This window comes from Nocardia sp. CS682 (assembly GCF_004634405.1).
GTDB lineage: Bacteria > Actinomycetota > Actinomycetes > Mycobacteriales > Mycobacteriaceae > Nocardia > Nocardia ninae.
In genome coordinates this window covers 62,654-86,049 of record NZ_CP029710.1, presented here as the reverse complement: position 1 = coordinate 86,049, position 23,396 = coordinate 62,654, and the positions used below count along the sequence as shown (strand labels likewise).

17 protein-coding genes and 1 pseudogene are annotated in these 23,396 nt (G+C 66.5%); 9 read left to right on the top strand and 9 right to left on the bottom strand.

Annotated features, from left to right (window positions below; all coding sequences use genetic code 11):
- Positions 1-97 precede the first annotated feature (97 nt).
- Together DMB37_RS00400 and proS are read left to right on the top strand one after the other, a co-directional pair.
- On the top strand, positions 98-1,474 hold the full coding sequence (locus DMB37_RS00400; RefSeq protein WP_167768663.1) for a hypothetical protein: 1,377 nt from the start codon (positions 98-100) through the stop codon (positions 1,472-1,474).
- Between the two features lie 79 nt (positions 1,475-1,553).
- Positions 1,554-2,993 (top strand): proline--tRNA ligase, encoded by a 1,440-nt coding sequence (gene proS / locus DMB37_RS00395; protein ID WP_135230915.1) that lies wholly within the window; start codon positions 1,554-1,556, stop codon positions 2,991-2,993.
- 33 nt (positions 2,994-3,026) lie between these two features.
- Here proS and DMB37_RS00390 read toward each other — a convergent pair whose 3' ends face one another.
- Complete coding sequence (locus tag DMB37_RS00390) at positions 3,027-3,731, bottom strand: TetR/AcrR family transcriptional regulator (protein WP_135230914.1); 705 nt, start codon at positions 3,729-3,731, stop codon at positions 3,027-3,029.
- A gap of 152 nt (positions 3,732-3,883) precedes the next feature.
- Between DMB37_RS00390 and DMB37_RS00385 the strand changes: the two genes are divergently transcribed.
- The gene (locus DMB37_RS00385; protein WP_135230913.1) at positions 3,884-4,813 is read left to right on the top strand and encodes an NAD-dependent epimerase/dehydratase family protein; all 930 of its coding nucleotides are present in this window, start codon (positions 3,884-3,886) and stop codon (positions 4,811-4,813) included.
- 115 nt (positions 4,814-4,928) lie between these two features.
- On the top strand, positions 4,929-6,650 hold the full coding sequence (locus tag DMB37_RS00380; RefSeq protein WP_135230912.1) for a GMC oxidoreductase: 1,722 nt from the start codon (positions 4,929-4,931) through the stop codon (positions 6,648-6,650).
- A gap of 35 nt (positions 6,651-6,685) precedes the next feature.
- On the opposite strand, the gene DMB37_RS00375 is transcribed toward DMB37_RS00380, so the two are convergent.
- Both DMB37_RS00375 and DMB37_RS00370 read right to left on the bottom strand, forming a co-directional pair.
- Positions 6,686-7,594: a helix-turn-helix transcriptional regulator gene (locus DMB37_RS00375; protein WP_135230911.1), complete on the bottom strand. Its 909-nt coding sequence runs from the start codon at positions 7,592-7,594 to the stop codon at positions 6,686-6,688.
- A gap of 74 nt (positions 7,595-7,668) precedes the next feature.
- Complete coding sequence (locus tag DMB37_RS00370; protein WP_167768662.1) at positions 7,669-8,322, bottom strand: TetR/AcrR family transcriptional regulator; 654 nt, start codon at positions 8,320-8,322, stop codon at positions 7,669-7,671.
- A gap of 90 nt (positions 8,323-8,412) precedes the next feature.
- Here DMB37_RS00370 and DMB37_RS00365 point away from each other — a divergent pair, with 90 nt between their 5' ends.
- The 3 genes from DMB37_RS00365 (at position 8,413) to DMB37_RS00355 (ending at position 11,447) form a co-directional block, all read left to right on the top strand.
- Positions 8,413-9,366, top strand: a complete 954-nt coding sequence (locus DMB37_RS00365; RefSeq protein ID WP_167768661.1) for a DUF1295 domain-containing protein — start codon at positions 8,413-8,415, stop codon at positions 9,364-9,366.
- Between the two features lie 157 nt (positions 9,367-9,523).
- The gene (locus DMB37_RS00360; RefSeq protein WP_135230908.1) at positions 9,524-10,690 is read left to right on the top strand and encodes a glycosyltransferase 87 family protein; all 1,167 of its coding nucleotides are present in this window, start codon (positions 9,524-9,526) and stop codon (positions 10,688-10,690) included.
- Between the two features lie 7 nt (positions 10,691-10,697).
- On the top strand, positions 10,698-11,447 hold the full coding sequence (locus DMB37_RS00355; RefSeq protein WP_135230907.1) for a nucleotidyltransferase domain-containing protein: 750 nt from the start codon (positions 10,698-10,700) through the stop codon (positions 11,445-11,447).
- Between the two features lie 4 nt (positions 11,448-11,451).
- On the opposite strand, the gene car is transcribed toward DMB37_RS00355, so the two are convergent.
- Positions 11,452-14,958, bottom strand: coding sequence for a carboxylic acid reductase (gene car / locus DMB37_RS00350; RefSeq protein WP_135230906.1), 3,507 nt, complete (start codon positions 14,956-14,958; stop codon positions 11,452-11,454).
- 243 nt (positions 14,959-15,201) lie between these two features.
- Between car and DMB37_RS00345 the strand changes: the two genes are divergently transcribed.
- Positions 15,202-16,653: an MFS transporter gene (locus DMB37_RS00345; RefSeq protein ID WP_240772168.1), complete on the top strand. Its 1,452-nt coding sequence runs from the start codon at positions 15,202-15,204 to the stop codon at positions 16,651-16,653.
- Positions 16,654-16,809: 156 nt separating this feature from the next.
- Here DMB37_RS00345 and DMB37_RS00340 read toward each other — a convergent pair whose 3' ends face one another.
- Together DMB37_RS00340 and DMB37_RS00335 are read right to left on the bottom strand one after the other, a co-directional pair.
- A complete protein-coding gene (locus DMB37_RS00340; protein WP_135230905.1) occupies positions 16,810-17,316 on the bottom strand; it encodes a GNAT family N-acetyltransferase in 507 nt (168 codons plus the stop codon).
- Between the two features lie 27 nt (positions 17,317-17,343).
- Positions 17,344-18,476 (bottom strand): annotated as a pseudogene (locus tag DMB37_RS00335) (MCE family protein).
- 128 nt (positions 18,477-18,604) lie between these two features.
- Here DMB37_RS00335 and DMB37_RS00330 point away from each other — a divergent pair.
- Positions 18,605-19,957 (top strand): cytochrome P450, encoded by a 1,353-nt coding sequence (locus tag DMB37_RS00330; protein ID WP_135230904.1) that lies wholly within the window; start codon positions 18,605-18,607, stop codon positions 19,955-19,957.
- Between the two features lie 55 nt (positions 19,958-20,012).
- Here the strand turns inward: DMB37_RS00330 and DMB37_RS00325 are convergent, their stop codons facing one another.
- From DMB37_RS00325 to DMB37_RS00315, 3 genes are read right to left on the bottom strand one after another with little or no spacing between them, the layout of a single operon-like run.
- The gene (locus DMB37_RS00325) at positions 20,013-20,498 is read right to left on the bottom strand and encodes a glutathione peroxidase (RefSeq protein WP_135230903.1); all 486 of its coding nucleotides are present in this window, start codon (positions 20,496-20,498) and stop codon (positions 20,013-20,015) included.
- Positions 20,495-21,721: a cytochrome P450 gene (locus DMB37_RS00320; RefSeq protein WP_135230902.1), complete on the bottom strand. Its 1,227-nt coding sequence runs from the start codon at positions 21,719-21,721 to the stop codon at positions 20,495-20,497. The genes DMB37_RS00325 and DMB37_RS00320 overlap by 4 nt, the downstream gene beginning before the upstream one ends.
- Before the next feature lie 43 nt (positions 21,722-21,764).
- Complete coding sequence (locus DMB37_RS00315; RefSeq protein ID WP_135230901.1) at positions 21,765-23,357, bottom strand: succinic semialdehyde dehydrogenase; 1,593 nt, start codon at positions 23,355-23,357, stop codon at positions 21,765-21,767.
- Positions 23,358-23,396: the final 39 nt, after the last annotated feature.

The following is a 23,396-nucleotide window of genomic DNA, read 5'->3' as shown; positions in this document are numbered from 1 at the left end:
CAAGCCGGACAGCACATCGCATACTCTCCTTCAGCTGACGACCGGTGAACTTCTCATCCGGCAGCGCTCGACAGGAAGAGGACGGCCCGCGACTCACATGACCACCACCAGCCGCCGTGCTCTGTCCGGTATGTCCCCGATCGACGACGGGGCCGGTCCTGCGGTCGCGGGACACCGCGTCGTCCTCGTCACCTTCGCCGGCCGTCGCGATCGAATGGAATTACTGACCCGCTACGTGGCGGAGGCGATGCGGCGCAAGCTGATCGGCGAGTGGCATGTCTGGAACTTCTCCCGCAACGAAGCCGACGATCGCTGGCTGCGCGAACAGTTCCCGGCAATCGGGCGGTCACCGGACAATCAGGTGTACTTCCCTGCGGGCCGGGTGACCGTTGCGGGCAATGCCCGCTGGCGTTGCCGGGTGCGGGCGGGACACGATGTCCACATCGCCTTCGGACCGCATCGCGGGGACGGCGACGCCCCGGCTTACGAATTCGTGATCGGCGGCTGGTCCAACCAGCGGACCGTGCTGCGCCACATCGACAATCGCGATCTCCTCGTCCGGGACCACGACGACCGCACGAACCGGCGGCCACCCATCGCAACGGCCTCGACGCCAGGCATCATGTCCGGCAACGCGTTTCGGGACATCGAGCTGTCGATCGACCCGACCGGAGTCGGACTCTCGGTCGACGGCGCGGAGATCATCGACAACCGAACGCCCGTCCCAGCCGGGATGTACGACGTCCAGGTGAAGACCGGGTACGGTTCCGACGGTGAATGGCGTTTTCCGGGCGTCACGGAGTACCTGTACAACACCGATGGCCCGGGATGGGGGCAGGTCTACGACCTGTATTCCGCCCACGCCCAGTACTACGCCGACTCGGTCTTCCTGAAATGCGATGACGACATCGTCTATCTTCAGCTCGACAAACTGGCCGACTTCCTCCGGTTCCGGATCGATCAGCAGCGCTATTTCCTGGTGACCGCGAATGTCGTCAACAACAACGTGTGCGCCTACTACCAGCAGCAATCAGGCGCGATCCCGGCTAGTCTGATGACGCTCGAGCTCCCGCCCGGTGGGTTCCGCGGCAGCCTGTGGGAAAGCCATGAGCTCGCCACGCGGCTGCACAACCACTTCCTCGACAACCCGGATGCATTCGAGCAGAACAGCACCGCCCCGATTCCCTGGAGCGAACGCCTGAGCATCAATTTCGTCGCATGGCTGGGCCGGGATCTGTCGTACATGTCCGCGATATCCGGGGACGGGGACGACGAACGCATACTCTCGGTCGATATCCCGTCCTACCTGAAGCGACCGAACTGCATCTTCCCGGGATTCGTGGCCAGCCATCTGTCCTATTTCTCCCAGGAAGCCGCGATGGATACGGCCACCCTCATGTCGAGATACCGGCGGCTCGCGGCGGAGCGCGGCCTGCCGCCGCCGGAACGGTCGACGGAGCGGGCCGGTCGCTGACCGAGCCGCCATCGGCCCCGCAGGTCAGCAGCGATAATGGCGGATAAATTCACTGGCGTGCGGCGATAGCCTTGTCGACATGGCACGGGATGAGCGCGGCGTGACCGCCCAGAGCGCGGATTTCGCCACCTGGTACAACGAGCTGGTCATCAAGGCCGGCCTCGTCGATCGTGGGCCGGCCAAGGGCACCATGGTGATTCGACCGTACGGCTACCGGATCTGGGAGTTGCTCCAGGCCGAGCTGGACCGCCGAATCAAGGAGACCGGGCACGAGAACGCCTACTTCCCGCTGCTGATCCCGCAGAGCTACCTCGAACGCGAAGCCGACCACGTCGAGGGCTTCGCCCCCGAACTGGCGGTTGTCACCCACGCCGGCGGCAAGGAGCTCGAAGAACCGCTGGTGGTGCGGCCGACCTCCGAGACGATCATCGGCGAGATGATGGCGAAGTGGATCTCCTCGCACCGAGACCTGCCGATGCTGCTCAACCAGTGGGCCAATGTCGTCCGCTGGGAGATGCGCCCCCGAATGTTCCTGCGCACCACCGAGTTCCTGTGGCAGGAGGGTCACACCGCACACGCCGACGAGCCGGAAGCTCGGGCGGAAATGGAACTGGCGCTGGACATCTACACCACGGTCGCGCGGGAGTTCGCGGCCATGCCGGTCGTGCCGGGCCGGAAGACGCCGGGTGAGCGGTTCGCCGGGGCGGTCGAGACGCTCACCATCGAGTCGATGATGCGCGATGATAAAGCCCTGCAGGCAGGCACCTCCCACTATCTGGGCACCAACTTCGCGCAAGCCTTCGGTATCCGCTACGCCGCCGTCGACGGGCGAGAAACGCTGTGCCACACCACCTCGTGGGGTATGACCACCCGCATGATCGGCGCCGTCGTGCTGACCCACGGCGATGACCGCGGTCTCGTCCTGCCGCCGAGGCTGGCGCCGCACCAGGTGGTAATCGTGCCGATCATGCGTGGCGACAGCGCCGCCGCGGTCCTGGCCGCGGCCGAGCAACTCGCACAGAACTTGCGCGCCAAAGGGATTCGCGTGTACGTCGACGGTCGCGATCAAACACCCGGCTGGAAGTTCAACGAGTGGGAGATGCGCGGCGTCCCCCTCCGCGTCGAAGTCGGCCCCCGTGACCTCGCCGCGGGGACCGCCGTGCTCGTACGCCGCTTGGGTGACGAAGGGAAGCAAATCGCGGACCTGGCAACCCTGCCCACCACCATCCCGGCCATCCTCGATGACTTCCAGACCTACCTGCTGGCCAGAGCCACCAGCTTCCGTGACGAGCACACGCACGAGGTCGACGACTGGACATCGTTCGAGGCAGCCGTCGCCACCGGCTGGGCCCGCGCGCTCCACTGCGGAAACCCCACCTGCGAGGACGAGATCAAAGCCCGCACCGCGGCAACGCCCCGGTGCATCCCGCTGACCGGCACTCCGGACTCGGGCCCCTGCGTCCGCTGCTCCGCCCCCTCCGCCTACGGCAAGCGCGTAATCTTCTCGCGCGCTTACTGATTCGGGCGGGGGCCAACGCCGCATTCCAGGTCGCTATGCGGGCGCCCGGTACCCGAGCATGTCGAGCAGACCGTCGAGTTGGTGCTCGAAGAGCTCGTCGCGGTCGGCGAAGGTGTCGGTGCCGTACATGTCGAACACGTCGGCGCTGATGGTGCCGAAGAGGCTCGCCCAGAAGGTGATGCCGCGGGCGAGGAGCCAATCGGGGAGGTCGAGGTGGAACTCCTCGCGGATCTGGGTGAAACTCGCTGCGAGGGGCGCAGATACGCGAGGCTCGGTGGCGGGTGGATGCAGTAGGTCCGCCTGGTAAGCGCGGGCGAAGAGCTTTTGCAGGGTGGTGATCACCCGGGTGCCGGGGGCCATGGTTTGGTCGGCCGGGGCTTGGTAGCCAGGCACCGGGGTGCCGAAAAGCAGGCCGTAGCGGGCGGATTCGGCGTGCGCCCAGCCACGGACGGTGCGGGCGAGGACGCGCAGCTGCTCGATCGGGTCGTCGGGGGCGGCGGCGAGGGCGGCGTCCACGGTGTCGCCGAGGGCGTTGTAGCCGTCCACCACCAGCAGGGTGAGTAGCTCGTCGCGGCTGCTGACGTAGCGGTAGACGGCGGAGGAGACGACGCCGAGATCGCGGGCGACCGCGCGCAGCGAGAGGGCGGCGGCCCCGTCCGTGGCCAGGTGCTCGCGGCCGATCCGGACTATGTCGTTCATGGTCTGAGCCCTGGCGCGGGCCCGCGGTGTCGTCGGCATGTCTCCCACGGTGCAGTAACCAGAGAGCATTGTCAACAACAGTGAGCAGTGCTCTTGACAAGGGCTGAGTGGTTGCCGCATGCTCGTGCACATCAGAGAGCACCGCTCTCTAAGGCAACCGGGCACCTCGGCCCCATCGAAGGGATTCACCAATGTCTGACCTGCACATCGTCACCGGCGCCGGACCGGTCGGCACCACCATCGCCGAGCAGCTCGCCGCCGCAGGCCACCAGGTGCGGGTACTCACCCGGTCCGGCCGCGGCCCCCGGCATCCGTCGATCGAACTCCGCCGGGTGGATGTCGCTGCGCCGGAATATCTTTCGGGCCAGTTCGACGGCGCCGTCGCGGTCTATCACTGCATCCACGGTTCGAAGTACTCCGCGAAGGTCTGGCGCGCCGAATTGCCCGGCGCCGAGCAGGTGGTCATGGACGAGGCCGGAAAGGCCGGCGCGGTGGTGGTCTTCCCGGAGAGCCTGTACTCGTACCAGCCGACCGAGGGACCGATCACCGAAACCTCGCCCCGCACAGGACGTTCCGGCAAGGGTGCGGTGCGCGAAGAACTGCTGCGCGCCCGCGCCGCACACCCCACCGCGACGGTCAGTGTCGTCTCCGCGGACTTCCTCGGTCCGTACGTCCACGCCTCGATGGCCGGTGATCAAATGTTCGCGCCGATTCTGGCGGGCAAGCGGGTCAGCGCCTTCGGCAAGATCGACCTCCCCCACTCGTTCACCTACATCCCCGACCTGGCCGCCGCCATGATCCGCGCGGCAGCCGACGAGTCGGTGCACGACACCGTTCTGCACGCACCCACCGCACCGGCGATCACCCAGCGTCAGCTCATCAATGCCATCGCCGACGCCGCCGGTGCACCGCGGCCGAAGGTCTCCGTCATCCCGGTGTGGATGATGAAAGTGCTGGGCGTGGCCAGCCCGCTGCTGCGCGAACTCGCCGAACTCGGCCACCAGCTGGAGCGCCCGTTCGTCCTCGACGCCACCGACAGCGAGCACAAGCTCGGCCTGCGCCCCACGCCCCTCGACGAGGCCGTGGCCACCACCGTCGCCTGGTGGAAATCGCAGGCGTGATCCCGGCGAGCGGGTGGCGGCGGACCGAAGTCGCGTCACCCGCCCTGGTGCTGCGCACAACCTACTCGGTAGTAGTGTTAGCCGAGTCACTGGCGACCCGATCGAGGAGCTTCCTATGGACCAGCGAGCAACGGATTTCGACGTTCTCATTGTCGGTTCTGGGTTCGGTGGCAGCGTCACGGCGCTGCGGTTGGTCGAGAAGGGCTACAAGGTCGGCGTGCTCGAGGCCGGCCAGCGGTTCGCCGACGACGAACTACCGAAGACCAGCTGGGAGCTGAAGAAGTTCCTCTGGGCGCCGAAGCTCGGCTGCTACGGCATCCAGCGCATTCACCTGCTGCGCGATGTCCTCATCCTCGGCGGCGCCGGTGTCGGCGGCGGCTCGCTGAACTACGCCAACACGCTGTACGTGCCGCCGGAGCCGTTCTTCCGGGACGCGCAGTGGCGTGACATCACCGACTGGCGCGACGAGCTCGCCCCGTACTACGAGCGCGCGCAGAAGATGCTCGGCGTGGTGCGCAACCCGCACATGACGCCGGCCGACGAAGTGTTCAAGCAGGTCGCCGACGATCTCGGGGTCGGCGACACCTTCGTGCAGACACCCGTCGGTGTGTTCTTCGGCGAACCCGGAAAGACCGTGGCCGACCCGTACTTCGGTGGCGTCGGACCCGAGCGCACCGGGTGCATCGAATGCGGTGACTGCATGGTCGGCTGCAAGTACGGTGCCAAGAACACGCTCGTGAAGAACTACCTCTACCTCGCGGAAAAGGCCGGGGCGCAGGTCATTCCGATGACCACGGTGATCGATCTGCGGCCGCATCCGGACGGCACCTGGGACGTGTCCACCGCGCGCACCGGCGCATGGGTGCGCAAACACCCCAAGACCTACACCGCCGCGAACGTCGTGCTCGCGGCAGGCACCCGCGGCACCCAGAAGCTGCTGTTCGCCATGCGGGACAAGGGCGCATTGCCGGAGCTGTCGGACCGGCTCGGCCAGCTCACCCGCACCAACTCCGAATCGATCGTCGGCGCGGCGACCAAGAAGGTCACGCCCGGAGTCGATTTCACCAAGGGTGTCGCGATCACCTCGTCCATCCACCCCACGCCCGACACGCATATCGAGCCGGTCCGCTACGGCAAGGGCTCCAATGCCATGGGTCTGCTGCAAACACTGATGGTGGACGGCGGCGGCCGCATCCCCCGCTGGCTGCGCTTCCTCGGCGTGGTGCTGCGCCATCCGATGGACCTGCTCGGCTTCCTCAGCACCAAGGACTGGAGCGAGCGCACCATCATCTCGCTGGTCATGCAGCACCTGGACAATTCGATCACCACCTACACCAAGCGCGGACTCTTCGGCCGCAAGCTGACCAGCAAACAAGGCCACGGCGAACCCAACCCGACCTGGATCCCGATGGGCAACGACGTCACCCGCCGGGTGGCCGCCAAGATCGGCGGCATCGCAGGCGGCAGCTGGGGCGAGATCTTCAACATCCCCCTCACCGCCCACTTCCTCGGCGGCGCGGTGATCGGCGCCGACCCCGAACACGGCGTAATCGACGGCTACCACCGAGTTTTCGGCTACCCGACGCTCAGCGTCGTAGACGGCGCCGCCGTCTCCGCCAACCTCGGCGTCAACCCCTCCCTCACCATCACCGCCCAAGCCGAACGCGCCGCCGCCTACTGGCCGAACAAGGGCGAGGTGGACACCCGCCCCCCACTCGGGGCGACATACCAGCGCATCGCCCCGATCGCCCCCGCCAAACCCGTCGTCCCCGCGAACGCCCCAGCCGCACTTGTTCTTCCGATCGTCCAGATCCGAGAGACGCCTGCCACAGGCTGATCTCGGCTCAGCGGACCGGATGCCGGCAGTCGGCTTCAGCCTGCCGCGGCGGCGGCGTGATACTGCCGACGGTGCTCTTCCCAGGGCGCGTGCTGCTGCTCCGGTGTCATCGCGAGTAGCTTTCGCAGCTGGGACCATTGGGTTTCGTCGGTCGGTGTGTAGATCTGGACCCAGGCGCCGGATACGGCGGGGAGGGACATGCTGGTGATGAACATTTCCAGTTCGCCGATGGCGAGGTTGCGGATTTGTTTGATGCGGTTGGCTGGGACGGCGACGTCGTTGCGGGCCCACAGGGCGGCGAAGTCGGTGCTGGCGGTGCACATTTCCTCGATGAACTCTTGCCAGGTGGGGTCGTCGAGGTTCTTCGCGTAGGCGCCGCGTAGGTAGGCGACCATGCGACGCAGGTCGTCCCAGCTGTGCTTATAGGTGTTGCAGCACTGTGGGGTGAGGAAGACGCGGCGGGCGACATTGCGCTCGCCGAGCAGGAAGCCCGGGCACAGTGCCGCGTAGGACTCGTTGAACGCCAGCAGGTCGTACTTCGCGCTGAGTACCGCGGCGGGCAGGGGCGTCAGATGATCGAGGATGGTTTGCATCTCGGCGGGCAGCGCGGTGTTCGCGTGCGGACTCGGCACGGTCGGCACGTCGGCGAGCCGATAGAGGTGCCCGCGCTCGGCGTCGTCGAGGGCCAGCGTCCTGGCTACCGCGTCCAGCACCTGCACGCTGACATTGATCTGGCGTCCCTGTTCGAGCCAGGTGTACCAGGTGACGCCGATGCCGGACAGCTGCGCGACCTCCTCGCGGCGCAGCCCGGGTGTGCGGCGGCGCGGACCGGGCGGCAACCCGACGTCGTCCGGGGAGATCTTGGCCCGCCGCGACTTCAGGAAGGTTCCCAGTTCCGCGCGGCGCGCTTTGCGCACCGCGCGCACGTCCAGCACTTCGGTCATCAGATGATCGTGCCGGATTCCGCTAACGGTATCCAGGTGCTGCCAGTACCAGTTTCAGCGCCCGTCGCGCTGACCTACCGCGAGTCGGACGGCAACTCATCGACCGAATCATGGGGCGCGCCCGGGCAATCGAGCGCGTCCAAGCAGTTCAGCAGATGTGGGCGAATCGCAGTCCAGTCGGACCAGTCGGGCGCCGCGCCGGGAATCGATGCCGCGAGGGCGATGCCGCGCACCGTCGCCACCACCATGTCCAGCAGGCTGTCGAAGCCCGGCGACGCAGCGTAGGTGGGCAGCAACACCTTGGCCTTCCGGCGAAAAGCGTCCATCCCGGCGGTCATCAGTTCGACAGCGCTGCGCGCGATCTCGCCATCAGTGCGGGCGACGTTGAACAGCTCGAAAACGGCGGGCGTGATGGGCAGGCGATGCAGGCGCCAGAGTCCGTCCAACATCGCCGCGGCGATCTCGCGTTCGGTGGCGTCGGGCTCCGGAGCCGCGGCGAACTCGACGAACAACTGTTCACCCAGCCGCGATATCGCCGCGTCGACCAACGCCGCCTTCGATGGAAAGTAGTACTGCTGCGCGCCCTGACTGACGCCCGCCCGCTCGGCGACTCCGCGCGTCGAGGTCCCGGCATAGCCGACCTCGATCAGGCTGGCGAGAGTCGCGTCCAGCAACGCGTCCACAGTCTCGGCTCGCCGTTGGGCCTGCGTTCGCTTCGCGCTGCTCACCAGTCCATATTAGCAATACATGTCAGCCGACTTGTTAAGTCGAACGACTTGGAATACGCTCGAATGGCACCCCCGAGCCAGGAGGCACCCGTGGCCGACACACCGAGCCAGCGACCGATCAAGAGGTTCTCGGCCTCCATAGTCAGCGTTCCGATCTTCGTCGCAATGCTGGTCGACGAGACCACCCGCACCTTCGCGATCGTCAATGCCGTGGCACAGCTGACGCTGTTCCTCGTTGTCGCGTGCCTGCCTGCCTGGCGCACGCTCCGGATGAGCTACGTCGATATCGCCTGGCCGTGGGGCCTCACCGTGCTCGGCGTGCAGGTACTGGTGCTCGGCGAGCTCTCGCCGTTCACCGCTGTGATCGCGTGCTTCTATCTGGTGGTCGGAGGGCGCATGGGGCTGGCCGCCCTGACTCTCTGGCGCGCAGGCGAATTCGACAAGGAGCTGCCCCGCTACCGCTTCCAGCGGCTGCGCTGGAAGCGCACGTCACTCGGCAGCGAACGCGTCGACCTGGTCGCGGAGGTACTCGTGCAGGGCTGGGCGAACTGCACGGTGCTCGCGGTGCCCGCCGCGCTGGCCGTGTCCGCCGACAAGCCGGCCTTCTCCGCCGTCACAGCGGCCGGATTCGTGCTGTGGGCTTGCGCATGGGCGCTGGAATCCACCGCGGACATGCAGAAGCTGCGGTTCGGGGCGGCGTCCGCGAAGGCCGGAGTCAAACGCAGCTGCGATGCCGGCCTGTGGAAGTACAGCCGCCACCCCAACTACTTCTTCCAGTGGTTGCAGTGGACGGCTGTCGTGGTCATGTGCCTGCCCGAACTCGTCGACCACTTCGGCCGGACGAACCTGTACAGCGCGGCACTGCTCGCATTCGGGCTGGTCGGCTGCTCGGTATCGATGTACTGGTGCCTGGTCTCCTACACCGGCGCCATCCCCGCCGAGTACTACAGCGTCCAGAAGCGACCGGACTACCGCGACTACCAAGCGCGCACCAACATGTTCTTCCCCGGACCGGCCAGGACACCGTCGCGTACCGCCCGGTAGCGGTAACGATTCAGCGACGCGCCAACACCCGAGACCCGGGGCGTGCCCGAGCTCGAGTTATTCGGTAAGTTGATCACTTGTGCCCAAGTCCCGCATGCTGGAATTTCCACGCACGGGCCCAACACTTTTCATACTGGCCGCAAGCGCTGCTCTCGCGGTGATCCTGCTGTTCACCACGGTCGACCCGTGGCTCGAGAAGGCAGGCATCCTGGACGGCGGGCTGGACGTGCACGTGTATCGGGACGGCGCCTGGCGCATCCTGCACGGACTGCCGCTCTATACCGAGCCGACCATCGCTGGGCTCCTGTACACCTACACGCCCTTCTCCACCATCGCCTTCATCCCGATTGTCGCGATCCCGTGGTTGTACGTCGCCGACACCTGGCTGGTGTTGAACCTGCTGGCGCTCTTCGGTTGTGTCTTGATCTGCTGGCGCATCCTCGGCTACCGGATCACCGCCCGGCTCACCGCTGTCAGTGCGCTACTGGCGATCACGTGCGTGTTCATCGAGCCCGTCCGGACCACCCTGTTCTACGGGCAGATCAACCTGATGCTGATGCTGCTGGTGCTGTGGGACTTCTCCCGCGCCGACGGAAGCAAGCTGCGCGGCATCGGCGTCGGACTGGCCGCCGGTATCAAGCTCGTCCCCAGCTACTTCGTCGTGCAGTTCCTGGCACTGCGCCAGTGGCGTTCGGCGGCGACCGCGGTGGCGGTGTTCGTCGCCTCGATCGTCCTCGCCTGGATAGTGCTGCCCACCGATTCCCGGCAGTACTGGACGTCGACCTTCTTCCAGTCCAATCGGATTGCGGACGACATGCACCCGTCCAATCAATCCCTGCGCGGCGCGATCGCACACCTGACCCACCATCCGGCGCCGATCTGGCTCTGGGTGCTGCTCGCCGGGGCCGTCGCCCTGGTGAGCTTGGCGATCACGGCGGGTCTGCACCAGCGCGGCGAACGGCTGCTCGCGGTCACGCTCGCCGGTCTCACGGCCTGCGCGGTGTCCCCGTTCTCCTGGGACCACCACTGGGTGTGGTTCGTTCCCCTGTTCGTCTACCTGGTGCACAAGGCGCAGTCGCAGTGGCGCTGGTGGATCGTGATCGCGGCTCTTTTCGTATCGATCGGCGCGTGGACGTGGGAGTACGACCCGGACTATGTGGTCGTGGGGCTGTTCCTGTTTCCGCCGTGGTGGCCGGGTGCCCAGATCCTGATCAACAGCTTTGTCATCGTGTATGCCGTGGTGCTGGTCTGCGCCGGAGTGCTGTTGTTCAGGCTCCGCCGCGAAGGCGTCGAGGTCACCGATGAGGCGCGAACAGTGAGATGAGACAGGTATGAGCGTGCCGCCAGAGGCCGAAGCCGTACTCGACGAATTCGCCGGAGAGATCAGGTCCGTCGCGGCGGCGGTCTCGCTTCAAGTGGGCGGCTCGCTCGCCAGCGGTGATTATCGGCACGGTGTCAGCGATTACGACCTGGTGGCGTTGCTCGAACGGCCGTTGAGTACCGAGCAGCGGCGCCGGATCGCGCGGTTCCATCGCGGGTTCATCGCCCGCCGACCCGAAGCCGCGAAGCTGCACTGCGTCTACGTACCGGTGGACGAGCTCGCTGCCGTCGAGGCACCGCATGTGACGTGGGCCGCGCAGATGCTGTTCGAGCGACCGCTCACCGGGATTGCCCGGGCGGAGTTGTTGCGCTTCGGATTTGCGGTGTTCGGGGAATCGCCGGCAGCCTTGATCCCGCCGGTCACCGCGGCCGAACTCGCCGAGGCGGTCCGCCGCGACCTCAGTGGCTACTGGGTTCCCGCGCTGCGCCGTCCGTGGATCTGGCTGCGCGACAGCTACATCGACCTCAGCCTGTTCACCCTCGCTCGGGCCGAGGTCACCTTGGCGACCAACGAGTTGATCACCAAGCGAGAGGCCTTGTCCCGGCTGGACCGGTTTCATGTCCCCGCCGAGCTGATCGAACAGATACGACAGCGGCGAGAAGGGCACACGGTGCCGATCTCGCCGCTGTCCCGGTTACGCCGGGCGACATCGGTACACGGCCTGGTCTCCGACGGACTGCGAGTCTTACTGTCCTACTGAGGATTCAGAGCAGCTGCAGCAATCGCAGATCGCTCACGTACTTGTCGATCAGCGCCGAGGACAGATGCGGAATGTCGTGCTCGGGAGTGATATTCGAGGTCTGCACCGCCGCCTGGAACTTCTTGGCAGGCAGCAGGGAACCCCGAACCGGCGGGCGCTGATGACTGTAGGCGCGCAGCAACGGCAGCACCGAAGCGTTGCGCTGTTTTTCCGGCAGACCACGAATGGCGGTCTCGAACCGGCTGAACCACTCGTCGTAGTCGGTGATCCGCTGGATCGGCAGGCCCGACTCGATGAGCCAGTCGACGAAGGAGTCCAGCGAGATACCGTCGTCGTACGGGTTCAGCACGTCGTAGGTCTGGTAGCCGTCGACAGCTTGGACACCCAGCGCGGTGATCGACGCCGCGGTGAAATCGGCTGGCAGACCCTCGTAGTGTGCCCGCTGCCGGTTTCCGGCGGCATCGGTGCGGTAGAACGAGTGCGGCGCCACACCGGTGGCGACCAGGCTGAGGATCAAACGCGTGAACATGTCCTGGACGTTGAGCTGACCCGCATACCGGCTGTGCGCCAGGATCATGTCCGAACGGAACACCGCGACCGGCAGCCCGCACAGATCGTGCGCCTCGCGCAGCAGCACCTCGCCCGCCCACTTGCTGTTGCCGTAGCCGTTGGCGTATCCGTCGTCGACGGCGCGCACGGCGCTCATCTCACGGACATCGCTGTCCTCCTGGAACGCGGCCGGGTCCACCTGATCGGCCACTCCGACGGTGGACAGGTAGGTGACCGGCTTGCGCCGCCCGGTGATCGCCAGCCGGATGATCTCCGCGGTGCCGACGACGTTGGGCCCGAACAATTGGCTGTACGGCAGCACGTGGTTGACCAGTGCGGCGGCGTGCACGATCAGGTCGACCGTGTCGGCCAGCCGTTGCCAAGTCTGTTCGTCCAGACCGAGATTCGGGTCACCGATGTCGCCGGGCAGTACCTCGAGATGCCCTGCCGCTAGTCGACGATAGTGCTCGAGCAATGCCGGATCGCCGCTGTCGAACGCCGCGTCGAGCCGGTCTCTGGCCGCGGCCGCGTCGCTGCCGCGCACGATGCAGATCAGCGTGCCGCCAGTCTTTTCCAGCCGCTCCAGCCATTCCAGCGCGAGGAAGCGGCCGAGGTAACCGTTGGCGCCGGTCAGCAGAACCGTCTGCGCCGGAACGGGCGCGACCGGAATGCTGTTGGCAGCAGCCAGCGTTCGGGCATCGATGAACTTGTCGAGGGTCAGGTCGGCCGCGTTGATTTGCGTCCCGCTGCCGTGTACCGAGACGACCGACGGCCGCTTCGCCCCCGAACCACGTTGCGCCTCGATGTATTTCGCGATCTCCGCGAGGTTGTTCGCCGGGCTGATGATGACGCCGACCGGCACCTCGACACCGAAGGTGTCGTTGAGCACGTTCGAGAACGACAGCGCCGACAGGGAATCGCCACCCAGGTCGGTGAAGTGCGCGTCGGGCCGCAGGTCGGCGGCGGAGATATTGAGCATGGCCCGTGCCGCATGCGTCACCGTGTCGAGCACCGGACGTTCGGTGGCTTCGCGGCGCAGCGCCAGCATCTCCTCGGTCTGCCGCTCCGCCTGCTCGGAGTAGATCCGTTCGAGGCGAGCGCCGTAGCGTTCCTTCAGCTTGGGGCGCAACAACTTCCCGATTCCGGAGAGCAGGCCGTTGTCCGTGGTGAACGGCTCGGTCTCGATCAGGAAATCACGGGGAATCTCGTAGGACTGTAGGTCCAACTCCTTCGCCAGCTGCTGAATGGAGGCGGCCAGCGCGGTTTTCAGGTTTTCCGGGTCGCGGTCGCGCAGCGCGTCGTCGGTGGGCACGATCACCGCGAGCAGGTAGGCGCGTTCACTGTTGCCGTAGATGAAGATCTGGCGGATCAGCGGGCTGCTGGCGTATATCGCCTCGAGGTGGGCGACGGTGACGAACTCGCCCTGGGACAGCTTCAGCACGTTGTTGCGCCGGTCCACATACATCAGCTCATCCGGCCCGAGTTCGGCCACGATGTCACCGGTCTTGTAGAAGCCGTCCGCGTCGAAGACCTCTGCGGTCACCTCGGGCCGCTTGTAGTACCCGGGAATCTGATTCGACGTCTTGACCAGCAATTCACCCCGCGGGTGCGGCTGATCGGTGCGGAAATAGCCCAGCTCGGGCACGTCGACGAGCTTGTAGTCGAGCACCGGCGGCCGCTGCACCCGATTGTCCATCAGGACGTTCACGCCCGCCTCGGTCGAGCCGTACCCGTCGTGCAACCGCAGGTCGAGGACGGACTCCATGAAGGTGCGCATCTCCGCGCTGATCGGGGCGCTGCCGACGACCACGCCCAGCATGCGGCCGCCCAGGAAGTTCTGCCGCAGATCGGCTTTCACCGCTCGATCGAGCTCCACCGGGTCGACGTCGACGCCGGAGAGCCGATCCAGCTCGCTGCGGTAGCGCTGAAAGATCATCTCGCACACGCGCGGCACGAAGAACACCTCGATGGGGCGCACCAGGGCCAGGTCCTCGAACAGCGTCGACATGTCGCTCTTGGCCGCGAAGTACGCGGTGCCGCCGCGCGCGAGCACGCCGGTCAGCGACAGACGGCCGGCGATGTGACTCATCGGCATGTAGTTGAGGTTGATCGCTACCCCGTTGGCTGCCGGGTGCCAGGTCGAGCTCAGCAACCGCTCGGTGTACATCGCACCCTTCGGCGTGCCGGTGCTACCGGAGGTGTAGATGAGCAACGACAGCGGGTCCTGGTCGGCGGCGGGAACGAACAGCGTCGCGGGCGGCAGCGCGGCACCCCGTTCGCGCACCGCGTCGAGCGTCTCGACAATCACCGAACTCGCCGCGTCGGCCAGCCGTTGGCGGGCGGTGTCGAAGGCGGCGCGCTGGTCATCGTCTTCGGGGTGGTAGTCGAACACCACCAGGCGCTCCGGCGAGGTGCCCGCCAGGAGGCAATCCACGGCCGCGCCGAGGTGTTCCGGAGTCGACGCGAGCACCCGCGGCGCCGTCTCGGTGAGGATCGCGGTCAGCTGCGGCACCGCCGCGCCGGCTTGCAAGGGGACACTGGTCGCGCCGAGGTAACTGGTCGCGAGGTCGAGCGTCGCGTAATCGATGCTGGTGAAGCCGACGGTGGCGACGAAATCGCCTGCGTGCAATGGCTTCTCGGGGTCGTGCTGCCATGCGGCGGCGACCGCACCGACGCGCTGCCACAGTTCGCGATAGGTGATCGTGTCGAACCTGGGCAGCAACCGCAAGGAGGTGCGCCCGGTCGCGGGATCGGTGGCCGGTTCGAACGCGCGCTGCCCGACGGCGGGGCGGTCGGCATAACTGTCCATTACGGTGGCGATGATCTGCCCCAGGCGTAAGCCGGGTTCTCGGATCGCCGCGGACACCGCCTCGTCCGGCCGCGCGGCCTTGACCTGTTCGTCTTCGGCAAACAACGCCGCGATCCGGCGTTGTAGCCGTTCGTCCCGTGCATCAACCGCCATGGCAAATCTCCCTCGTTGACAAAGTAGAAACGCCCTGCATCTCTAAATATGTTAGCTTGTCTAAGTATTTCCGGGAAGACGCTGCTCCGAGGACTGAACGAGTGGCGTGCGCCACAGTTGACCGTAGCCCCTATTTGCAGGCGTGAAAACTCCCGAATGCCCGAATCGCTTTATCCAGGTGGTGCCGATACCAGTTTTAATGGGCTCCTGTTACTGGTGCTGCCGAGCCCGCAAGCTCAATGCATGACGCAGATCTTGTCGCCGGATCCGGCAGCCGCACAGCCGGTTGTCGCTCCCCCGGCCGCTCCACCCGCCGCGCACGGTGCGCGGCGCACCCTGGCCATCCTCATCGTGATCCTCACCGGTCAATTCATGGCCGTGCTCGACGCCGCCATCGTCAATGTCGCGATCCCGTCGATCCGTAGTTCCCTGCACACCTCCGGCGCCGCATTGCAGCTGATCGTCGCCGGTTACGTGATCGCCTATGCCGTGCTGCTGGTGACCGGCGCCCGCCTCGGCGATCGGTTCGGTCAGCGGCGGATGTTCATCGCCGGGCTGGCCCTGTTCACGCTCGCCTCGCTGGTCTGCGGGCTGGCATGGAACGAGGCGTCGCTCATCGTGTTCCGGTTCGCGCAGGGTGTCGGCGCGGCGGCGATGGTGCCGCAGATCATGACGCTTATCCAGCGCACCTTCACCGGCAATGCGCGAGCCAAGGCGCTCAGCGTGTACTCCGCGATCCTCTCCGGCGGCATGGTCGCCGGGCAGGTGCTGGGCGGGCTCATCGTCAGCGCCGATCTGTGGGGCAGCAGCTGGCGCGGGGTGTTTCTGGTCAATGTGCCCATCGGGGTGGTGCTACTGGTGTTGGCGCCGCGAATTCTGCCCACCGTGACGGAGCGTTTCGACCGCACGATCGACCTCGCCGGGCTCACCGTGCTCACCGCCGCCGTGCTCGCACTCGTGCTGCCGTTGGTGCTGGGCCGCGAACTCGGGTGGCCGATGTGGTCCTGGATCTCGCTGGGCGCCTGCGTGGTTGCCTTCGCGGCATTCGTCGGGATCGAGCGGGCCGTGGCAGCGCGCGGCGGCGAGCCGTTGTTCTCGCACCGCGTGCTCGCCGCACCGGGACTACTCCTCGCCGCAGCGACGCTGTTCGTGATCATGGCGACGTTCGGCGGTTGGATGTTCGTGATGGCCATCCATTTGCAGAGCACGCTCGGGTACAGCGCGCTGCACGCCGGGTTGCTGTTCATCCCGATGGGCGTCACGTTCGCCGTCACGGGTCTGAACTGGGAACGCATCCCAGATCGCTACCACGCCACGATGATTCCGTTCGGCCTCGTGCTGGCCGCCGCGAGCATGGTGGCCGTGGGTGCGCTGCTGCGCAACGGTGCCGACGTAGGACCGCTCGTGCTGACGCTGCTCGGGGTGTGCGGGGTCGGCAACGGTCTCGCGTTCAGCCCGCTGATGACGCGGACGCTGGCCAAAGTGCCGATGAGCTTGGCTGCGGACGCCAGCGGAATCCTGGTGACCAATGTGCAGCTCGGGATCGTGGTCGGCATCGCCTCGTTCGGCTCGCTGTTCCTCGGGCTGGCGGGCACTACGGCGCTGTCGGCGTCCCATGCGCTGGGCGCGACGGCGATCGCGGAAGGAGTAACGGTACTACTCGCAGCCGCCCTCTCGGTCCGCGCGGCACGGTGACGAAGACACACGGATCCCCGGCACTCCGCCCGGGATCCGTGTTGTCGACCGGCCGCCCCCGCACTCGCGGAATCCCGTACCGACTTTCGGGATCCGCACCCACGACGGCCACCTAGCGCCAGTGCGGATCCCGAGAACCGGTGCGGCCGTTGCCCTTCAGCGGGGCAGGGCGACATGCACTCGATGCTCGGCGCCGTAGTGGACGCCGGTGCCTACGGCCAGGAAGCCCAGGCGGGCGGCGAGTTGGAGGCTGGGCTTGTTGTCGACATGGACGAGGGCCCAGACCGAATTCAGGGCAAGGTCGGTGAGGCCGTGGTGGAGGAGCGCGGCGGCGGCCTCGGTGGCGAGTCCGCGCCCGCCGTAGGTGGGGCTGAGATACCAGCCGATTTCAGGCAGGTTGTCGGGTAGTTCCCATGACGGGCGGAGGTGGCCGATGCCGACGACAGTGCCGTCGTGCAGGAAGGCCCAGTGTCCCATCCCCGGCGGCCCGGCGAAGGCGAGCCGCTGCCGCATCATTTCCCGCGCCTTGTCCGGAGCACTGATATCGAGGTCGAGGTAGGTGCTCATGCTTTTGTCCGCGAAGACCGCGACGACGGCGTCGGTGTGCTCGGTGCGCAACGGCACCAGCGTCAGCCGCTCGGTCTGCAAGGTGGATTGCCCCATGCACTGATCCTGCACGCTCACAACGGGTCACGGGGGTGAGACTCCCGGTAGGCCCTCGAACAGAATTTGGAAGACCTTGGGGGCGTTGAATTTCAGGGTGGTGGAGGGGGCGTAGGGGTGTTTTCGGCGGTGTCGGTGACGAGGTAGGGGGCGTGGGAGCCGGGGATCCGGTCGAGGATGCCGGTGCAGTGGGGGCCGCCGGTGGCGTTGACCTTGGGGAGGTCGTCGGGGTAGGTGTAGGGCTCGCCGCCGTACATGAAGCCTGCATTGAAGACGGCGCCCGGTTGGATGCCGCCGACGAATGATTCTGCGGCAGGGAGTGTTTCGGCCAGGCCCAGGACGAGGCAGTTCAGTACCGGCTTGTAGGTGTTCAGCAGGCCGGTGGTGGGGCGGAGCAGGTCCAGGGTGGTGGCGAGGTGGTGTTCGTTCTCGGTGAGGACGGCGTGGGTGGTATCGGCCAGCCCGATGACGTTCAGTAGCACCGCGTCCAGATCAGCTTGCTGGTCGGTGAGGGTGGCGCTCGTGGTGGTGGCGTTGGCCGTGGTGCGCAACAGGTCGTCGATGGTGTCGGCGTAGAGGGCGGCGACCTCGGCGACGGCGACCGTATCGCGGTGCAGGGCAGGCAGACTGGGGTTGATGTCGCGGAGATAGGTGGCGGCCCGCGCCAGCAGGTCGCCGAGTTTCTCGCCGCGGCCCTGTAGTGCGGTGGACAGGGCGGTGAGGGTGGCGTTGAGCCGCTCCGGCGCGATCTGCGCCAGGATCCGCGTGAGCTGTTCGAACAGCGTGTTGAATTCGACGGTCACCGCGTCCGCGTGCACGGTGGCGCCGGCGCGCAGCCGGTCGGCCGAAGGATGAGTCGGGACAACGAAGTTCACGTACTTCCCGCCGAAGATCGTGGTGGAGCGGATGTCCACGCGTACATTCGCCGGAACCAGTGGCAGGGATTCGGGATCGAGCGCGAGCCGCAACTGCACCCGGTCGGCCACCCGTCCCACCGACTCCACCCGGCCGATCTCCACCCCGCGCAGTTTCACCTTCGCCGCGGGATCGAGTACCAGTCCGCTGCGCGGCGCGTCCACGGTCACGGTGGCCGTCGCGACATACCGGCCGGTGAACATCGAAAGTGCCACACCGACTATGGCGACCAGCACGACGACCATGGCGGCACCGGCCAGCTTCAACCGGATGGCCGACCACAGCGACCATCTTGCCCGGTCACCTGTGTCGTAGTAATGTCCAGACACGTGTCCATGGTAGGTTCGGACCACGATCCCCGGGAGGGTTTCCGATGACTCTGGTTACGCCGCAACGCGTTTCGGGTGCGCAGCAGGAACTCGGTCACCTGCCGGAATTCCGGACCGACCCGATCGGCTTGATGCGCAGAGTGCGCGCGGAATGCGGCGATGTCGGATCCTTCGACCTCGCGGGACGACAGGTGATCCTACTGTCGGGTGCGGAGGCCAACGAGTTCTTCTTCCGTTCCGGCGACGAGGATCTCGATCAGGCGGCCGCGTATCCGTTCATGAAGCCGATCTTCGGCGAGGGCGTCGTCTTCGACGCACCGCCCGAACGCCGTAAGGAGATGCTGCACAACCAGGCTTTGCGCGCCGAGCAGATGCGCGGCCATGCCGCGACGATCGCCCGCGAGGTGGACCGGATGCTCGCGCACTGGGGCGATGCCGGCGAGATCGACCTGCTCGACTTCTTCGCCGAACTGACCATCTACACCTCCTCCGCCTGCCTGATCGGCGTCAAGTTCCGCGACGAGCTGGACGAACGATTCGCCCGGCTCTACCACGATCTGGAGCGCGGCACCGACGCCCTGGCATACGTGGACCCCTACGCCCCCATCGAGAGCTTCCGTCGCCGCGACGCCGCCCGGGCCGAACTCGTCGAACTGGTCCAGGGCATCATGGACACCCGCGCCGCGAATCCCCCGGCAGGCAAGGACGATCGGGACATGCTCGACGTGCTGGTCTCGATCGAAGACGAGCACGGCACCCCGCGATTCAGCGCCAGCGAGATCACCGGCATGTTCATCTCGATGATGTTCGCCGGGCACCACACCACCTCGGGCACCGCGGCGTGGACGGTGATCGAACTGCTCCGCCACTCCGATCAATTGCGCCGGGTGGTCGACGAACTAGACGACCTGTACGCCGACGGCTCCGACATCAGTTTCGGCGCGCTACGCCAGATCCCGAACCTGGAGGCGGTGCTCAAGGAGACCCTGCGCCTGCACCCGCCGCTGATCGTGCTGATGCGCGTGGCCCGCGGCGATTTCGACGTGTGCGGGCACCACATCGCCCCGGGCGACCTGGTCGCCGCCACCCCCGCGATCTCCAACCGGATCGCCGAGGACTTCCCGGATCCGGAGCTGTTCGACCCCGGCCGCTACGCCGACCCGAGGCAAGAGGACATCGTCAACCGATGGACCTGGATCCCGTTCGGCGCCGGACGACACCGCTGCGTCGGGGCACCGTTCGCCCTGATGCAGCTGAAGGCGATCTTCTCGATCCTGCTGCGGGACTGGGAGTTCGAGATGGCGCAGCCGTCGGAGAGCTACCGCAACGACCACAGCAAGATGGTGGTGCAGCTGATGCAGCCCTGCACAGTGCGCTACCGCAGGCGGCAACGCTGAACCCCCCGAACATGATTCGAGGCCCGTCCCCTTGGACGGGCCTCGAAACGTGCAGTCAGAGCAAAGATTCGATCGATGCGACGAGCGCCGACGCGTCGGGGCCGACGGTGGGCCGGAACCGCCCCGCCACCTTGCCGTCGCGGTCGATCAGGAACTTCTCGAAATTCCACTGCACGTCACCGGCCGCGCCGTCGGCGTCGGGAGTTTCGACCAGCGTCCGGTACAGCGGGTGCTGGTTCTCGCCGTTGACGTCGGCCTTGTCCAGCAGCGGGAAATCGACGCCGTAGGTGGTCGAGCAGAATTGCTGGATCTCCTCGGCCGAGCCGGGCTCCTGGCCCATGAACTGGTTGCAGGGCACCCCGACCACACTGAAGCCGCGCGGGCCGTAAGACTTCTGCAATTCGACCAAACCGGAGTACTGCGGCGTCAGCCCACACTTGGAGGCCACGTTCACCAGCAGCACCACCTTGTCGCCGACCAGCTCGGACAGCGTCGTGGATTCCCCGCTCAGCGTCTGCAGCGGTACGTCTCGAAGACTCATTCGTATCGGACCTGCCAATTCTTGATTCCGTTGATCCACCCCGACCGCAACCGTACCGGATCTGCCGCCTCGGTGATCTTGGGCATGGCCTCGGCGATGGCGTTGAACATCAGGTCGATCTCGAGCCTGGCCAGGTTCGCGCCGACGCAGTAATGCGCGCCGGTGCCGCCGAAACCGACATGCGGATTCGGGTCGCGCAGCACGTCGAAGGTGAACGGATCGGCGAACGCGTCCTCGTCGAAGTTGGCGGAGCCGTAGAACAGTCCGACCCGGTCGCCTTCCCGGATCCTGGTGCCACCGATCTCGGTGTCCGCGGTAGCGGTGCGCTGGAACGCGGTGACCGGCGTGGCCCACCGGACGATCTCGTCGGGCGCGGTGCGCGGGCGCTGTTGTTTGTAGAGCTCCCACTGCTCCGGATGGTCCACGAACGCTTTCATGCCGTGCGTGATGGCATTGCGTGTTGTTTCGTTGCCCGCCACCGAAAGCAGAATGACGAAGAAGCCGAATTCGTCGGAGCCGAGCGACTCACCGTCCACGTCGGCATGCACGAGTTCGGACACGATATCCCCGGCCGGGCTACCGCGCCGCTCCTCGGCCAGATTCCAGGCGTAACCGAGAATTTCGGCGGAGGCGAGCGCGGGATCACCGTAATCCGGATCGTCGTAGCTGAGCATCTGATTCGACCAGTCGAACAGCTTGCGCCGGTCCGCCTGCGGCACGCCGATCAGCTCGGCGATCGCCTGCAACGGCAGCTCGCAGGCGACCTGTTCGACAAAATTGCCGCCGCCCGTTTTTTTCGCCTCGTGCACAATGGCATGCGCGCGTTCGGTCAATGCCGCGCGTAATCCCTCCACCGCGCGCGGGGTGAAACCCTTGGTGATGATCTTGCGGAACTTGGAGTGCTTCGGCGGATCCATGTTCACCAGTAGCACGTTCGACGCGGCCCGCTGTTCCGGTGTGATGTCGTCGGACAACCGGATGATCGAGCCCTTCCGTTCGGAGGAGAACAGCTCCGAGTTCCGCGAGACCTCCTTGACGTCGTCGAGTTTGCTCACCACCCAGTAGCCGCCGTCCCGGAAACCACCGGAGTGGTCGTCGGGTTGCCGATTCCACCAGACCGGCGCGGTCCGGCGCAGCAGGGCGAACTCCTCGATGGGCCTTCGCGTCTCCCACAGGGCTGGATCGGTGAAGTCGAATCCGGCCGGCAACGACGGTGTCGCCACGGCTACCTCCTCAGGTGGTACTGCGATCCGCGCCGAATCGGGTTCAGCGCAGCCTGGTTCGGCGCATCAGCCGCAAGGACATCAGCGTCATCTTCAGTTGCTTCTCATACGGCTGGCCCGAGCGGGCGGACAGCACCTGGCGCTTGAGCACGCCGACGTTGACCGTGTCGGTGTACTTGAGCAACCCCTGGTCGCCGTGCCGGGTGCCGACGCCGGACTGCTTCACCCCGCCCGACGGCGTGCCCTTGGCGGCGTAGGTCGCCACGAAGCCGTCGTTGATATTGATGTTGCCCGCCTGGAGCTGGGCGGCGATGCGATTGGCGCGGGCCAGGTCTCGGCTCCACACACTCGCGTTCAAGCCGTAGTCGGTGTCGTTGGCGAGCCGGATAGCTTCCCGTTCGTCATCGAACGGATACACGCTCACCACCGGGCCGAAAGTCTCCAGCGTCGCGTGCGTCATCTCCGGGGTTACGCCGGTGAGCACCGTCGCCTCGTAGAACGCGGGACCGATGTCCGGACGCGCTTTACCGCCGGTCAGCACGGTGGCGCCCTTGGCACGGGCGTCCTCGACGTGCGCGGCGACCCGATCCCGGTGCTGCACCGAGACCAGCGAACCGAATTCCGGTGTGTAGTCGTACGCGGCACCGATCTTGCTGTTGAGTTCGTCGGCGGCAGCGACCAATCGGCGCACGAACTCGTCGTAGCGACTGCGGTGCACGTAGATCCGCTCGATGTGCATGCACGCCTGGCCGGAGTTGGCGAACACCGAGAACGCCGCACCCGGCACCACCTCGTCGAGGTTCGCGTCGTCCAGCACCAGCATCGGGTTCTTGCCGCCTAGTTCCAGGCTGCACCCGATCAGGTTGCGCCCGGCCTGTTCGCCGACCACCCGGCCGGTGGCGGTCGAGCCGGTGAACATGACGAAGTCGACGCTGTCGATCAGGGTGGGCCCGATGTCCGGGCCTTCACCGCAGACGACCTGCACGAGTCCGCGCGGCAGACCGGCCCGGTGCAGCAGCTCGACGCCGTAGAGGACACACAGCGCGGTCTTGTTGTCCGGCTTGAGGATTACGCCGTTACCCGCCATCAGCGCGGGCATCGCGTCGGACAGCGCGATCGCGAACGGGAAGTTCCACGGCGCGATGACCGCCACCAGCCCCTTGGGCCGGTGCTCCTCGGTCGAGGTGGTCACAATCGGCATCGGGCCACCGCGGCGCTTCGAACGCAGCACGCGGCGCGCGGTTTTCAGGTAGTGGCTGATCACCATCGGCACGTCGCACGACTCCTCGACGGCCATCCGCCGGGTCTTGCCGCAGCCGATCTGGATGAGATCGGCGATGGTCTCGACCTCGCCGAGGATCAGTTCGTGCATCTGCTCGAAGACCCGCAGCCTGCTGCGCAGCGGCAGCGCGGCCCATTCCTGTTGTGCCGCACGGGCCGTCGCGGCGGCCGCGCGCACGTCCGCGGGGGTGGACTGCGGGAGCTCACCGACCGAAGCGCCGGTATAGACCTCCGTCATCGAGTACGGTGCGGCGGTACCGTCGGCAACGACCAGCTCGGTCAACCGGCCGACCAGCGCACCGGTGATCCGTGCGGGCAGCGCCGCGGCGGGACTCTTCTTCGTCTCAGTACTCATCGGGACTTCTCCATGACATGCGGCATCGCCGCAGGTATC

What these genes read in the sequence shown, in the direction of transcription:
- DMB37_RS00355 (WP_135230907.1), top strand. Translation starts at nt 10,698, where the DNA reads ATGAGCGTGCCGCCAGAGGCCGAAGCCGTACTCGACGAATTCGCCGGA.
- DMB37_RS00345 (WP_240772168.1), top strand. Translation starts at nt 15,202, where the DNA reads ATGACGCAGATCTTGTCGCCGGATCCGGCAGCCGCACAGCCGGTTGTC.
- DMB37_RS00330 (WP_135230904.1), top strand. Translation starts at nt 18,605, where the DNA reads ATGACTCTGGTTACGCCGCAACGCGTTTCGGGTGCGCAGCAGGAACTC.
- DMB37_RS00380 (WP_135230912.1), top strand. Translation starts at nt 4,929, where the DNA reads ATGGACCAGCGAGCAACGGATTTCGACGTTCTCATTGTCGGTTCTGGG.
- car (WP_135230906.1), bottom strand. Translation starts at nt 14,958, where the DNA reads ATGGCGGTTGATGCACGGGACGAACGGCTACAACGCCGGATCGCGGCG.
- DMB37_RS00385 (WP_135230913.1), top strand. Translation starts at nt 3,884, where the DNA reads ATGTCTGACCTGCACATCGTCACCGGCGCCGGACCGGTCGGCACCACC.
- DMB37_RS00325 (WP_135230903.1), bottom strand. Translation starts at nt 20,498, where the DNA reads ATGAGTCTTCGAGACGTACCGCTGCAGACGCTGAGCGGGGAATCCACG.
- DMB37_RS00390 (WP_135230914.1), bottom strand. Translation starts at nt 3,731, where the DNA reads ATGCCGACGACACCGCGGGCCCGCGCCAGGGCTCAGACCATGAACGAC.
- DMB37_RS00375 (WP_135230911.1), bottom strand. Translation starts at nt 7,594, where the DNA reads ATGACCGAAGTGCTGGACGTGCGCGCGGTGCGCAAAGCGCGCCGCGCG.
- DMB37_RS00315 (WP_135230901.1), bottom strand. Translation starts at nt 23,357, where the DNA reads ATGAGTACTGAGACGAAGAAGAGTCCCGCCGCGGCGCTGCCCGCACGG.
- DMB37_RS00340 (WP_135230905.1), bottom strand. Translation starts at nt 17,316, where the DNA reads ATGGGGCAATCCACCTTGCAGACCGAGCGGCTGACGCTGGTGCCGTTG.
- DMB37_RS00400 (WP_167768663.1), top strand. Translation starts at nt 98, where the DNA reads ATGACCACCACCAGCCGCCGTGCTCTGTCCGGTATGTCCCCGATCGAC.
- proS (WP_135230915.1), top strand. Translation starts at nt 1,554, where the DNA reads ATGGCACGGGATGAGCGCGGCGTGACCGCCCAGAGCGCGGATTTCGCC.